The following is a 14,034-nucleotide window of genomic DNA, read 5'->3' on the forward strand; positions in this document are numbered from 1 at the left end:
ACGAGGCGCATACACTCGTTTTATTAGGTTAACGGCAAATTAAGTAAGTGTACAGAGTATCGCATAAGGGGCTATGTAAAATATAATCGTACGAATATTGATAATAAATGATAAAACACAATGATAGGAGTGTAACAATGAGGTTGAAGGGAGTTTTCGACTTAAAGCGTATCGTGCAGTTAACATTAATGACCCTAATTTTATCAGGGTGTGCGGTTTCGGGTGTTAATTTCAGCCCAGCGCTCACAAAAGACTCTGTTATTGACAATACTCAAGGTGTAGTAACGGTGAGAGTGGTAAACGCGGGAACTATCCCTTTACCTTTCAATTTCCTCACGGTCGTACCCGAGAACCTAAACGAGTCTGAAGAGATTAAAGCTGTAAGTTTAGAGAGTATTGCCAATACCGTTGGCGATAGCTCAATGTTCACCTCACAAGTACCCGCTGGCAACTATACGGTTAGCAGCATTCGCGGGTATTACGCATTGGGCGAATACTGGTATAGCCGGTGGGTGAATGGCGATGTAACACTTGGTACATTTACAGTAGAGCCCGGCAAAACAACCGACCTAGGTACCCTTATTTATTACCCTAAATCGCAGGGCGAAAAGTACCTTAATACACTGATACGTTCACCGGGTTCCAATACTGAATCGCTCGTTAACACCCATACACCGTTTTTAACCTACGACGCGCAAAACATACTCTCTTGGAACGACGACGAACGTGAAGACGAGCGCTACGCGACTTACGCCTCTACAGTACAAAATCCCGTTGTTTATAATCGCCGCTATATAGCGCGCGATAACAGTGTTTATTTTATTGGTAAGTTAGGGTTTATTTTACAAAGAGACGCTAGCGGTGAATGGCATGAAGACGCCGTAGACACAGATGGTGATCTAAATGCTATCGCAAAAAATTTATCCGGCGACATAGCCGTAGGTGGGGAAGGCGGTACCCTTTACCTAAAACGTGCAGGGTCTGACCATTGGGATGCCTCTGTACTAGACGCAGTCAGTACAATAAGCGACCTCTTTTTTACCGATGATGGCAATGTGGATGTTGTCCTTTGGAACAAGAACAGCGTCCGAGTACAACGCGTAAATGTAAACGGTGGTTACGAGCAACAGTTACTCGCTCAGTTTAAGCCTGCCTATGGTTGGTATAGCAGCGAGAACATACGTGTCACTCCTTTTGGTAAAAATGGCCCACCGCGTTATCCCCAAAACTACAGCATTAACTATGTGTACACCGAAACAATGGGCGACCAATCGCTCATTTTTGTCGGCGAGAAAGAGGGTTATGGCGGTACCGTATCTCCACTAACCTCCGTTTCGAAGCGTACCGCTATTAGGTTCGACCCTAACACGTGGAACCTAAATGTTTTTGAAGAATTTGGCGAGGGCGTAGACCGTGTACTCGACGCCGGTGCAATTAAATTAGGCATAAAGGAAGCGGGCTTTTGGAGCTGGACAGGAAAAGACACCTACCTTCGCTTCGATGAAGCAAAACGCGATTGGATTAAAGTAATCACTAAAATTGACCGCTGCCCATCGCTACCGAGTAATTCCAGCCATTGTCGATTAGGAGGTAAAACCATTGTTCGAAACCTAAGCTTTAACTTTCTCGGAATTCCCGTATTTACCGATAATTTAAATGCAACTGCGTTTGTACGCTTATCAACATCGACCTCGGGGCCGGAGGGTGACCAACCCGACCTAGCCATACTCAGCACTAAAGACGGAGGGGCAACATGGCGCTATGTAGCCGAAGAATTACCGGGCAAATATTGCTCTAACTCTATTCCAGAGGTAAAAGACGTGCTGTTAGTTTCCTGCAACGGCTTATCCAGTGATTTTTACGAATCCAGTGATGGCGGCAAGTCATGGGATCATGTACGCCAGAACGCGAATTTCTAACCCTGCCTAAACTATTACGCTTATTGTTATGAAAAATCCCGCTTTTTTGAGCGGGATTTTTTTAGCATACTCAAAAGAAAATCGAAGGCCCGAAAGTGTATAAAACATGTAATTACATGGGCTATTCAGAGAGTTCAAAACAATAACCCTTATCACGAACAATACGCCCAATAAACTTCATCAGCCTTGCACTACAATGTTACTACCAACGAAAAAGAGCAATGCACGGCAATTAATGTTCTTAAAACAAAAGACACTATCGAACGACACCAAATGAGCGGGTGCTAGGAGAGAATATGGGCGCTACACAGTGGTCTACACTGATACACAATGTAGTTGCCCTTAATCATCATATTGGCACATAGTTCAACAATCGAAGTCAGGTAAGCGTCTTATGGCTATAACAGCAAGGCAAAAACAACTCGTCCAAGAAAGCTTTTCTAAAGTAGCGCCCATCGCCGATCAAGCCGCTGAAATATTCTATACAAAGCTGTTTGAGTTCGACCCTGGCTTACGTCCTTTATTTAAAAACGATATGAAAAGCCAGGGCCGTAAACTAATGAGTACGCTCAAAGTAGCAATTAAAGGTTTAGACGACCTTAATTCATTGGTACCGGTACTCGAAAAAATTGCTGTGCAGCACCTTGACTATGGCGTTAGAGCACAAGATTATACGCCCGTAGGCAACGCACTACTGTATGCGCTTAAAATGGGCTTGGGCGACCAATGGAACCCAGAGCTACGACAAGCGTGGGTTGATACGTTTAGAATAGTGGCGAAAGTAATGAAGGATAAAGCTTACGGGTGAAGACAATAGACTTTAGGTGGCTTACACACTTCCGCAATAGAGACCCATAACCTAGCGATCCCTACCGACAGTACTAACGTTTAAGACTAACAACCAATACGATCACCTCCTCCGGCCCACTATCTTTTCTTTTCATAGTAATTCTAGAAAGTTAGAACCTAGAATATTGAAAAAGCAGTTGTCCCATATTACCTCAATGTATTCGCCTCACTCACACGCCTTATTAGCTACTCATTTTGTCAGTAAACTTATTTCTAACACCTTCAGTTTTTACCGGCTTTCCGTCTTCAAAACGTTGGGCATAAAGGAATTTTTTAGCGGCCTCTATAGAGGGTTCAAAAACACGTTTCGCACCCTCCCATTCAACTAAGGTAACATCTTGCGTGAATCCGAACTCATCGACACTATATTCAACAATTACGTAGCCTTTACGTCGACCATCTATCGCGGAACGTGGATATTTAGGTGATTTTGTGTATAGAGGGTAATAATCTTCAACGGCCGTTAGCGACGTAGCCAAATTATAGGTTAGCGCGGCAATATTTTTACCCTCCAGTTTAAAAACTGCCGAACCATGATTAAACGCTAACTGCGCATTGATGAGGGTACAATCTACATCGCCACTGTGAACGCATTCTGTATGGGCAGCATAGGCTTCTTTGAACGCCTCTAAGTCGTCTACAGCCTGCTCTGAATGAGCGAAGGTAATGGGTAACACGCCAACAACTATGGCTAAAACTATTTTTTTATCGTCGGGTACATCGTGCAATTCTTTCTCTATTAGTAATATTCATACGCTGCATGGCATTGTAGTTTTCTACTCAAAAATATGTCGATTTAAATCCTGTTCGAGCCAAAATGGCGACAACCCCAGAAAGCTCGGAACATACCTCTATAAAACGGCGTATTGAGTTCTTAAAGCGGCTAACACTCAACCCTTAACTCACTCCTCATTGGAGGATGTTCGCTCCCCTTAGAAAGGGTTTTTTGACGTTAAAACACTCTATATCCACACTTCACACCGACAATCAAAAACAGACAACTTTCAAACAAGTTCAACATAAAGATGATTCGGCGCTTTTTTTAGGGTGGCTGTGTTATTGCTTTGCTTTCGCAACTATTGTTCAGCCTATTGCACAATATAGATCACATCATCGTTCAATAAGGTCAGATTCTAGTTTTTCGACTTTATTGTTATCGGTTAGGCCATAATTCGATACAATTCAGCAATCAGATTCCTCCCAACTCCATCGCCATCATGCTTGCGGTTGAGCACTAAATAAACATTGAATCCGGCAAGTAAAACGGGATACAACATGATCGACCGAGCAAAAACCATCTCCCATCCGAAACATTCATTTTCCGTGCGGTCCACCGCATTATTTTTGCTGATACTCCTCTCCTCACTCTACCCACACGCTCTACGCGCGCAGAGTGCGATGACTAACATCGAATCTAGAAATACCACCAGCCTAAATGGTGAATGGAGCGCAATTATCGACCCCACCGGCACTGGCGATTGGCGGCAGGTTTGGCTGGAAAAGAAGCCAGAGAAGAAAACAGATTTCTTTGAGTACTCTTTTGAAGGCGGTCCGAAGCTACAAGTGCCCGGTGACTTCAACACTCAAATACCTGAATTAACCTATCTTGAAGGGGTAGTTTGGTATAAAAAGACGTTTGCTCTCACCCCAAGCTCAAACAAAAGGACATTTATTCACTTTGGCGCTGTTAACTATATTGCCACTGTTTACCTAAACGGTCAGTTGCTAGGCAAGCATGAAGGTGGCTTTACCCCATTTCAGTTTGAAATGACCAACAAAATTAAGAGCGGGCTCAACACACTGATCGTAAAGGTCGACAACAAACGCCTAAAAGATGGGTTACCGGGGCTTGGTTATGATTGGTTTAATTACGGAGGCATAACGCGAGACGTCAACCTTGTTGAAACGAACAACACCTATATTGAGGATTACCATATACAGCTGAAAAAACACTCAGCCAACGAAGTGCTAGGCTGGGTGCAATTAAACGGAAAGCTCAAATCGCAAAAAGTAACCGTTAGAATACCAGAACTCGGTATTAGCCACACTACAGCGACCAACAAAGATGGAATAGCCGAAATCAGCTTTGCTTCGACATTTGAACTTTGGTCACCAGACAGCCCGAAGCTGTACGATGTCATTATTGAGAGCAACACCGACCGCATTGAAGATGAGATAGGTTTTAGAAATATTGAAGTGAGAGGCAGTGAAATATTTCTAAACGACGCCCCCATAGTGCTGAAGGGAGTTAATATTCACGAAGAAAACCCACTCAAAGCCGCTAAGGCCTATTCCAAGGAAGACGCGCAAGTGCTTTTGGATTGGGCAAAAGATATGAATTGTAACCTCGTACGCCTTGCTCATTATCCGCACAGCGAACATATGGTAAAACTTGCAGAGAAAATGGGCATAATGGTTTGGAGTGAACTTCCAATCTACCAACACATTCAATTCTCAGCAGCTGACGTTCCCGACAAAATGGACCTAATGCTGAAAGAAATGGTGAGGAGAGATAGAAATAGAGCAGCGGTGATAATTTGGAGCCTCTCCAACGAAACCTATTCATTTACCGATCATCGCGATAAAGCGCTAACCGATTTAACCGCGAAATCAAGGCAGTTAGATTCAACAAGGCTGCTTACCCACGTGATAAACAATCAGGGGTACGACGACAATACATTTAACGTGTGGGACCCGTTATACAAACACGTAGACATACTATCGCTAAACGAATACTTGGGATGGTATGTTCCTTGGCAAGGAAAACCCGCCGAGACAAAATGGAAGATGATCGACAACGAAAAGCCGGTATTTATTTCCGAATTTGGCGGCGAATCTTTATACGGTAATAACGACGGCCCTATAAATGAAGCGGCGTCTTGGAGTGAGGAATACCAAAATCAAATTTATAAAGATCAAATCGAAATGTTTACCACGGTTCCAAACTTAGTTGGCGTTGCGCCATGGCTTCTTGTTGATTACCGTTCACTAGGTCGAATGCACCCAACCTATCAAAAGGGCTACAACAGGAAAGGCTTGCTTTCGGAAAAAGGTGAGAAGAAAAAAGCATGGTACACAATGCAAAAGTACTTCGAACAACACCCAACCAACAGCCCAGCATCCAAACTGGAAAATACGCATTAACGCTCCACCAGCCTGAGTTCATAATGAAAAAGCTATTGCGCCTACACGAGAATGACAACGTTGGTTTAGTACTGGAAGAAATCCTAGCTGGCGAGACCTGCTGCGAAAGTGATGGTGCCAGTTGGCAAGCCGTTGAGCCTATTCCCAGGCTCCACAAAATCGCTATTGTACAAATACCGCAAGGCGCTGCCATACTAAAATACGGGCAAACCATTGGCTATGCCATAAAACCAATTACAACCGGTGAACATGTACATTCTCACAACTGTAGTATTGGTGCGGTTAATAAAGATTACGGCTTCTGCCGCAATGCGCACGCCACCAACTTACTTCCGCTTTCGCAGCAACGCAGTTTTCATGGTTTTCGCCGCAGCAACGGTCGCGCCGGCACGCGTAACTATGTGGGCATACTAACAACGGTGAATTGTTCAGCCACAGTCGCAAAGCAGATTGCTGCACACTTCGCGTCAGACCAAATCATGGCCGAATGGCCGAATGTGGATGGCGTTGTAGCCCTAACCCACGACTCGGGTTGTGGTATGCAAGGGCAAGGAGAAGGCTATGACACCTTACGGCGCACATTTGAAGGATACTTACGCCACCCAAACTTTGGCAGCATTATGTTAGTTGGGCTTGGTTGCGAGACTATGCAAATTAACAAAGTGCTTCACGAATCTGGTTTCAATAGTGCCGACACAGTCTTTGCCTACAACATCCAAGACACCGGCGGCACTCGGCTGGCAATTGAAAAAGGTATCGCACACTTACAATCAATTTTACCCATCGCCAACAAATCTACACGTGAGCCTATTCCAGCCAGCGAACTGTCCCTAGCTGTTCAATGCGGAGGTTCGGATGCATTATCTGGTGTTAGCGCCAACCCCGCGCTGGGTATCGCTGGCGACATGTTAATTGAAAACGGCGGCACCGTGATTTATTCCGAAACTCCCGAAATTTATGGCGCCGAGCACTTGTTAACCCAACGCGCGAGCACACCCGAAGTTGCTGAAAATCTACTAGCCCGTGTTCGATGGTGGGAAAACTACACAAGTAAAAATGGTTTCGAATTGGACAACAACCCCTCCCCCGGTAACAAGCAAGGCGGGCTCACCACTATTCTAGAAAAATCCCTAGGCGCCCAAGCGAAAAGTGGATCGACCACTATGAAGGGTGTTTTCCTTTATGCTGAGCCGATAGTAACCAAGGGCCTCGTCTTTATGGATAGCCCTGGATTTGACCCCGTATCCGTTACTGGTCAGGTCGCCTCCGGCGCTAACATAATCTGCTTCACCACCGGACGAGGCTCAGCCTTTGGTTACAAACCCGTGCCCAGTATTAAGCTCGCCAGTAACTCTAGTCTGTTTACCGCAATGCAAGAAGATATCGATATCAACTGTGGAACCGTTGTAGATGGAAACCAAACCATGGAACAATGTGGCACTGAGATATTCGAGAGAATATTGTCCATTGCCTCCGGAGAAAAAACTAAAAGCGAACAACTCGGCTACGGCGACACTGAATTTACCCCTTGGAAAATTGGTGCGGTAATGTAGCTCTTGGCCTTTTCACATCGCTTGCTTAACTAACAGCCGTAAGGGTGGCTGTCTTATTACCTCCCCCCCACCCTCCAATAAACTCTACCTTTCTCGAGGCTAGAGTCGTCTGAAATGCAGAAGCAAAAATAATCGAAAAATAATCGGACACCCATGTTAACGCCGAGTTAAAACTAAGAGGCCTAATAAAAGAACATAACGGGCAATGGGGTCGCAGTTAAAAAGTGTGGCGTTTACCACATAAAGTAGTGCGTAAACTTGGTTTAGAGCACAAAGTGGTACTAGGCTTAAACGCGCCCTCAATTCACGAACTTTGACGTCGTACTGACATATATCCACGCTGTATAAATACTATTGCTATATGCCTAGATTTAGGTATATAAGTATAAGTGTTGTGGAAATGCGTCTTAACGACGTTGAATAAACTGTTATACGTAATTATGGATATCGAAGCAAAAATAATAGGTGGAGGAAGATCCGGAAGTGGTGAAAGTGAAATATCAGAAATATCGGATTCGCCTGCTGGATTGATTGTTATCGTCGAAGCTTATACGAAAGGTAAGGCTACTCAACGTCAAAAAATCACGTTTTCTTCTCATCGTGGTTATCGTGTATTGGATGAAGGTGATTTGATGCGGTATGAAAAATGTGAAACATTTCATCAGCCGTATTGCCTCTACCAAATAATTAAAGGTGGCTGGTCCAACGGGGAGATTACCGAACCAGATATACTTAATGTGTCCAAAGCAACTAGCGTAAGAGAATGGTTTATCGCTACTACAAATATGAGCATAAATGTCTTGTCAGATTGTAAACCTACCCTTGAAAACGTATAACAAACAAATCATGGCGCAGCAAAGCTGCTGGGACCTCCGTTCCGTCGCTTCGCTCCTCCACTACGGCCCCATATTTGGGCGTTAACTGTACTATGAAAATAATTGCCAAAATTCTAGCCGCACTTTTATTGATCACCGTTATTGGTGTTGTGTCGGGCTATACCTACTATGTTAGGGGGCAAAAAATTGAAATTGATTTTATGCCCCGCGAGTTTAATTATTGCGGTAGAGTTATTGCAGATATTGATCCTGAGTTCAAGGAAATCGTAAACTGGCTAAGAGAAAATAGCGAGGGCTGGTCTAGAGACTGGAATACTCAAATAGCGGGTCTCGTATATGGTTATCCCGCATTCTCAGTTGTTGTGTTTGAAGGGGGCGTCTCGGTAAGCTATAAAACTGATTCAGGCTATCCGAGATTTATAAAGTCTATTAAACATAGTCTTAAAACTTCTTGCGAGGGTAGCAGTTAACAAGGCAGTCAAATTGACGGCTATTTCGTCGCTTGTTTTTAGTGGCGGTCGCTACGCTGCCACCAAAAACAACCAACTACATAGCCGCAATTTACTGCGGCGTTAAATGCCTATGAAGAAAATCATCGCTAATATTTTTACCAGCGCCATTTATTCCTCGTTCTTGGGTAGAGTGGTGGTCTTTGTTGGTATGGTTGCATCGTTCTTGGCTGGTGGGTGGGATTTTATAGGTGACGCAATTGGTGGAGCTATACTGTTTTACTTTATTACAGCTATTGTTTCATGTGTTATAGCAACAGTTGTTGCTGGTCCAATTTACGTTGTACTCACTAAATATAAGCTTGCCAACTATTACACGGCATTTTTGCTGGGTCTTACTGTTACATTCTTTTGCTTTGGGTTTTCCACCTCGCTAGAGAATCTATATTGGAATTTGGCCGGTGGTATTACTGGTTTGCTGTTCCACTACCACTATATTAATAAGCCTAGTTGGGTGGGTAGTCCGCATTTAACAAAGCCATCAAATTGACGTCTTTTCCGTCGCTTTTTTGGTGGTTTAACGCTACGCTACCACAAAAAAATCAACTACAAAGCCGCAATTTATGGCGGCGTTATACGTAGGTAAAGAATGGAAGCAAAGTTCTACATCGAGTGTGGCGAGCCAAAAGTCCAGATTAATGGTGAATGGAACGCGTTGTCATTGTTTTTGGAGTCAGATTCTTCTTTTCCAGATGCAATTAAACACATTGAACTCAGAAAGCAAAAACAATGGATGGGTAATACATCAGTATTACGTATAGTATCGGGTAGTCTTTACGAGGTTTCTACTGAGCTGGATATATCACTTAAACCAGTACAGCTTTATCAGAAACAGTTACTTAAACTAGTTAGTGCTTGGTTCGCATTTGAGAAAGACAATGTGCCAAAAGTCATCAGCGTATAACCAGGCAATCAAAGATCGCCCACAAAGAACGTGGGCTGGACCGTCGCTGCGCTCCGGCCCTTTATTGCGGCGTTAGAAATAGGCCATGAAATTACTTACTAGCGTACTTTTTCTACTTGTTTTATCTGCGTGCGGTCCTATGTGGGAAGACGGTGAGTATGAAGTCTACTATATCGACGGTAATATTAATCTCGGGATAAAAATAGATGATTCTGGATCGTATCACGGTAGAGTAGATCACAAAGTTGTAGCCGTAGGTGCCGACGAAAAATATGTGGTCGCAAAGCAACTGGAGCCAGGAGTAACAGTGCCTTCGTATTTTTATATTGTAAGAGAAAAGGATAATATGTACCTCAACTCAGATGAAATTACGCAAGGGCCATTTTCCGAAGTTCGGTTTAACGAACTAAGCCAGAAGCTTGGGCTACCCAGCTTTAGCAAGGAGTTCTAGAAATTTCTAACAAGTGTGTCATAAGGACATTTTTTACTTCGCTTCGTTTTGGGGTGGCTACGCCACTTTACCCCAAAACTACACTACATAAAAAATGCCTCATACACAGGCGTTAGGCATAAAGCATGAAATGGATTATTTGCATATTATTGATATTTCCTCTTTTTACTTATGCTGACGACTTGGAATCTAATTGGAAGTCGTGGCAATCTAAAGATATTACAACGTATAAGTACAATCTGATTACTGGCGCAGGCCCATTCGGATATAGTCGATATAAAGTAAAGGTCGTAGATGGCGTTTGTAAGGCTAAAACGAAATACATTTTTAGGCGAACACCCTGGTTCTGGAAAAAGACCAGCTGTGAAAATATAATGTTTGCTGATCTCTATATGGCCATTCGACAGCAGATTGAAGCTGGTGTTCATAGTATGGATATTACGTATGATCAAAAATACAATTTTGTATCCAGTTTTTCAGTGGTGCCAGATACAAAAGAAGAAGATACAGATTGGTACTTTAAAGTAACTGATTTTAAAAATGAGTAAAATGCCTAACAAAGCCCATCAGGCTCGCCCGCAAGCGGGCTGGACCTCCGTTCCGGCGCTTGTTTTGCAGTTGTCGCTAACGCTACTGCAAAACATTCGCCTCCACTGCGGCCCCTGTGGGCGGCGTTAGGAGGCAAGTTCGAGTGTTGCTGATGTTCATATTTTCTCTCTGCTTCGTAGTTATCGGTTGGTCTGGAATATTGACGGCCAGATACTATTCTGCTGTAAAGAAGCATGAGCCCGAAATTTGGAAGAAAATTGGTGAACCCAATATCATAACTATGAGAGCGACATTTTATGGTTTAGAAAATTCACCCCTCTTTCTGGAAATAGCGAGTAAAGAAGTTTTGTCGCTAGCTAAGCGAAGTAAGCAATCTCAGAAAGTAGTATTGGTTTCCTTTTTTGTGCTTTTCTTAACAATAGGCTGGAGCGTACTAAATGTCTCCTAACAAGTTACTCCACCCGACGTTTTGGTCTACGCTCCATGTTGTACATGGCCTTCGGCCATTTTGCACAACATTCCACTTCAACCAAAACGCGGCTGAGTAAGGCGTTATACGCTATCAATATTTCCAAAATTGGGATGGTGTTTTGGATTATTTGGTTAAAGATCTCGTTTCTACAGATAAGCTTTATGAATGGGGGGCTGTTTGCTCCGAGGTAAAAGGGAAGGAGCGAAGCAAAGCATATAATCTAGCGGTTCCCTTATGGTTAGAGCGGATGGTTAACGAAGGAAAAATATTGCTTAATCCTGCAATTATTAAAGAATTGAAGTCCCTAAATTGGAGGCCAACAGATCTCCATAAAAAAATGATCTGGGCGAGTATTGTTTGTAAGCTTGACGCTAAAGTACAAAAGGAAGAAAAGGCTCGTATTAGAACTCTAATCCAGAAAAAATATGGAAACGATTGGTGGGAAGAGGTTTATTCTCGGGCAGGAAAAGTTTGGCCTGCATGGGATCGATATAGAAAGAACGTTTTATCTATGGGCCCAGGAGCGCAGATGTTAGCTATGCATTCAACAGTGTTTGGCGAAGCTATGCTGCACGAGCTAGACTCTGTATTAAATATGGTGCCGAAAACCTAAAAGGTGCGTATAACAATTCGCTCAAACACCGTTCCGGCCTTCGGCCTCCACTGGACGCCCAAAGCTCCGCTGGTTTGTGCATTTGCTTCGCAAATTATTGCACAAACCAGCTCCACTTTGTGCGCCGTTTAGCTATGCGTTAAATGGCAACCATGAATATCGAAGCAATTAAACAACAATTGAAAGACTGGATTAATGAAGGCTTTATCGAGGGTGAGCTTTCGGTGGAGCCAGAATGGTATATTTTGTGGCGTCCGGAAGAAATCGAAGAATTTAATCGCGACTATCAGTTGCCAGAATTTGCTCCAGGTTTCATAACTTTTGGAGGAAATGGTGGCGGTGAGCTTTTAGTGGTTAACGAGCAAGGTGAGGTGTTTTACATGCCGGCTATAGGCATGGCACCAGATACAGCAATAAAAATCGCAGGTAGCTTGCAAGAATTTAAAGGCTACATGCATCAATGAGAAAAGCATTTAACAAGGCCAGTCAATCTGACCTCCGTAAACTGTCTTCTTTTTTGCAAAAAGACGCAAAAAATCAGCCAATTCACTCCGGCAGTTGCTGGCGGCGTTATGCAAATGAGGATCTATGATCGAATACACGAATAAACTATATATTCGACAGCTGTGCGCAGTGATAGCAGTACTGCTCGTTTTCAATTTATATTTATTAGCTTTTAAGATTCAGCTTCTTGTGATAATTCCTATTTTACTTCAATCGCTAATGATTACTATGATAGTGAAACGTAGTAAACACATGATATTGCTAATAAAAATATGGGCGATACTCATGCTTATTGGTGGGGGATTCGGATTAATACAAGTATTAGCAGAATGGGGCCTTTACGCTCTTGGTGAAGAAGGTACACCGGGTGTTCTCTCAATATGGAATGTTCTAACTAAGGGTGTTCTAGTTGCGTATCCTATATACGTACTTATCGATTTGAAATCAATATTGGTTACGTTGTCACCAGAAGAGGTCGTAGTTTAGGCTATGCATAACAAGGGTAATCACGCTCGCCCTTCGGGCTGGACGTCGTCGCTGACGCTCCTCCGCCCGTGTTACCGGCGTTATGGCGGGTTTAAATAATTTGTAAATCGTTCCAGAATACTGTCCAATTTGAAAACTAGCAGTTTAGTAAGTGCAAACGTCGAGAAAGAGCAAATAGTTTCACTCGGCACAAGAATGTAGTGAAGTGGTTACAATAGAAAGCATTGGAATAAGGTGAGCGCAAACCTGTTCGTTCTTTGGTTTACCGTTTAAAAACCCACTGCGAAATGAAACAGGTAGTTCGCATCTTCAAGGCTCCATCAAGAAGGTGCGAATTGTTAGAATAGTGGATTAAACTGGTTGGGTTTTTAATAGGCTAAAGTTCCGCGTTCGCTCCACAAAGAGCGCTGTAGAAAGTAAGTGCTACCCAGCTCATAACAAATCGCTGCACTCGGACGCATATTGCTACGCTCGTTTTTATGTATGTCGCGGTGCTCCATTTTACATAAAAACGCTCTCCGCAATATGCGCCGGTGAGCTCGGCGTTAGATTTCAGTGAGGTATAGATTGCAGCCTATAAAATCAGGATCGATATGCCTTGCAATCAGTTTTATCGCATCGATTATTGGCTTTATTCTATCTTTTGTACTGTTAGGTGTATTACCAGTAATTGCAAAGTTGTACTACTGGCCTGCGTTAATAGTAAATATTGGCTTGAGCGGTGAGTGGCGTGAACAAATTTTGTGGCTGGCTAGAGCGTCAGGCGGCGGGCCTCACTTACTTGAAATATTCGTAGTCGTGGTATTTTGGTGGCCTTTGTACTACTTCCTAATTAGGCTTATATTTAAAAAGTATCGAAAAATCTAACAAGGCTATCATGCATCGCCAGCAAGCTGGCTGGACAAACTTTCCGGTGCTCGATTTTGTGGCGGAAAAAATGCCACAAAACAATCACCAAAAAGTTTGCCGCATATAGCGGCGTTATGCATAAGGAGGAGGTGTGAGTAACGAGAAGTTAGTATTGCATGGGTATATATGGTTTAAGCTTTGTCAATTTTTCATAATGCTATGGCAGGAGTCTTTAGGATTTTCGGTCTTCTTAAGGTTTGAGTTTATAGAATTATTATCTTCACTTCCGCTTTACATTATGTTTCTGTGTTACTTGTTTGAATTTAAGCTTAAGTTTAAATTAGTGTGGATAGCTCTATTTGTGATTGCTGTTTCTCATGAGCTCCTACTTTCATT

Annotated in this window: 14 protein-coding genes; 13 read left to right on the top strand and 1 reads right to left on the bottom strand. The window is 43.2% G+C overall.

Annotated elements, in window-relative coordinates; translation table 11 throughout:
- The first annotated feature begins 137 nt into the window (after positions 1-137).
- Both H5647_RS03360 and H5647_RS03365 read left to right on the top strand, forming a co-directional pair.
- Entirely contained in the window at positions 138-1,919 is a 1,782-nt protein-coding gene (locus H5647_RS03360; RefSeq protein WP_045856296.1) for a beta propeller repeat protein, read from the top strand.
- A gap of 394 nt (positions 1,920-2,313) precedes the next feature.
- On the top strand, positions 2,314-2,727 hold the full coding sequence (locus tag H5647_RS03365; RefSeq protein WP_045856298.1) for a globin family protein: 414 nt from the start codon (positions 2,314-2,316) through the stop codon (positions 2,725-2,727).
- A 223-nt stretch (positions 2,728-2,950) separates the two neighbouring features.
- Here H5647_RS03365 and H5647_RS03370 read toward each other — a convergent pair whose 3' ends face one another.
- Positions 2,951-3,496, bottom strand: a complete 546-nt coding sequence (locus H5647_RS03370; RefSeq protein ID WP_052691849.1) for an energy transducer TonB — start codon at positions 3,494-3,496, stop codon at positions 2,951-2,953.
- Between the two features lie 670 nt (positions 3,497-4,166).
- On the opposite strand from H5647_RS03370, the gene H5647_RS03375 reads away from it, so the two are divergent.
- The 11 genes from H5647_RS03375 (at position 4,167) to H5647_RS03425 (ending at position 12,789) form a co-directional block, all read left to right on the top strand.
- Entirely contained in the window at positions 4,167-5,912 is a 1,746-nt protein-coding gene (locus H5647_RS03375; protein ID WP_052691850.1) for a glycoside hydrolase family 2 protein, read from the top strand.
- 23 nt (positions 5,913-5,935) lie between these two features.
- The gene (locus tag H5647_RS03380) at positions 5,936-7,465 is read left to right on the top strand and encodes a UxaA family hydrolase (protein WP_045856300.1); all 1,530 of its coding nucleotides are present in this window, start codon (positions 5,936-5,938) and stop codon (positions 7,463-7,465) included.
- Positions 7,466-7,905: 440 nt separating this feature from the next.
- Positions 7,906-8,301, top strand: coding sequence for a hypothetical protein (locus tag H5647_RS03385; protein WP_045856303.1), 396 nt, complete (start codon positions 7,906-7,908; stop codon positions 8,299-8,301).
- 92 nt (positions 8,302-8,393) lie between these two features.
- Positions 8,394-8,771, top strand: coding sequence for a hypothetical protein (locus tag H5647_RS03390; RefSeq protein ID WP_045856305.1), 378 nt, complete (start codon positions 8,394-8,396; stop codon positions 8,769-8,771).
- 112 nt (positions 8,772-8,883) lie between these two features.
- The gene (locus tag H5647_RS03395) at positions 8,884-9,300 is read left to right on the top strand and encodes a hypothetical protein (RefSeq protein ID WP_045856307.1); all 417 of its coding nucleotides are present in this window, start codon (positions 8,884-8,886) and stop codon (positions 9,298-9,300) included.
- Between the two features lie 99 nt (positions 9,301-9,399).
- The gene (locus H5647_RS03400; RefSeq protein ID WP_045856308.1) at positions 9,400-9,714 is read left to right on the top strand and encodes a hypothetical protein; all 315 of its coding nucleotides are present in this window, start codon (positions 9,400-9,402) and stop codon (positions 9,712-9,714) included.
- An 85-nt stretch (positions 9,715-9,799) separates the two neighbouring features.
- Complete coding sequence (locus tag H5647_RS03405) at positions 9,800-10,165, top strand: hypothetical protein (RefSeq protein WP_045856309.1); 366 nt, start codon at positions 9,800-9,802, stop codon at positions 10,163-10,165.
- 125 nt (positions 10,166-10,290) lie between these two features.
- Positions 10,291-10,713 carry a DUF6174 domain-containing protein gene (locus tag H5647_RS03410; RefSeq protein ID WP_045856311.1) on the top strand — a complete coding sequence of 141 codons (423 nt, stop codon included), beginning with the start codon at positions 10,291-10,293 and terminating at the stop codon, positions 10,711-10,713.
- Between the two features lie 591 nt (positions 10,714-11,304).
- Complete coding sequence (locus H5647_RS03415; RefSeq protein WP_162926273.1) at positions 11,305-11,799, top strand: hypothetical protein; 495 nt, start codon at positions 11,305-11,307, stop codon at positions 11,797-11,799.
- 152 nt (positions 11,800-11,951) lie between these two features.
- Entirely contained in the window at positions 11,952-12,263 is a 312-nt protein-coding gene (locus H5647_RS03420; RefSeq protein WP_200911622.1) for an SMI1/KNR4 family protein, read from the top strand.
- A 274-nt stretch (positions 12,264-12,537) separates the two neighbouring features.
- Complete coding sequence (locus H5647_RS03425; RefSeq protein ID WP_200911623.1) at positions 12,538-12,789, top strand: hypothetical protein; 252 nt, start codon at positions 12,538-12,540, stop codon at positions 12,787-12,789.
- The last annotated feature ends 1,245 nt before the right edge of the window (positions 12,790-14,034 follow it).

The organism is Teredinibacter purpureus, from assembly GCF_014217335.1.
In the GTDB taxonomy this organism is placed as follows: domain Bacteria; phylum Pseudomonadota; class Gammaproteobacteria; order Pseudomonadales; family Cellvibrionaceae; genus Teredinibacter; species Teredinibacter purpureus.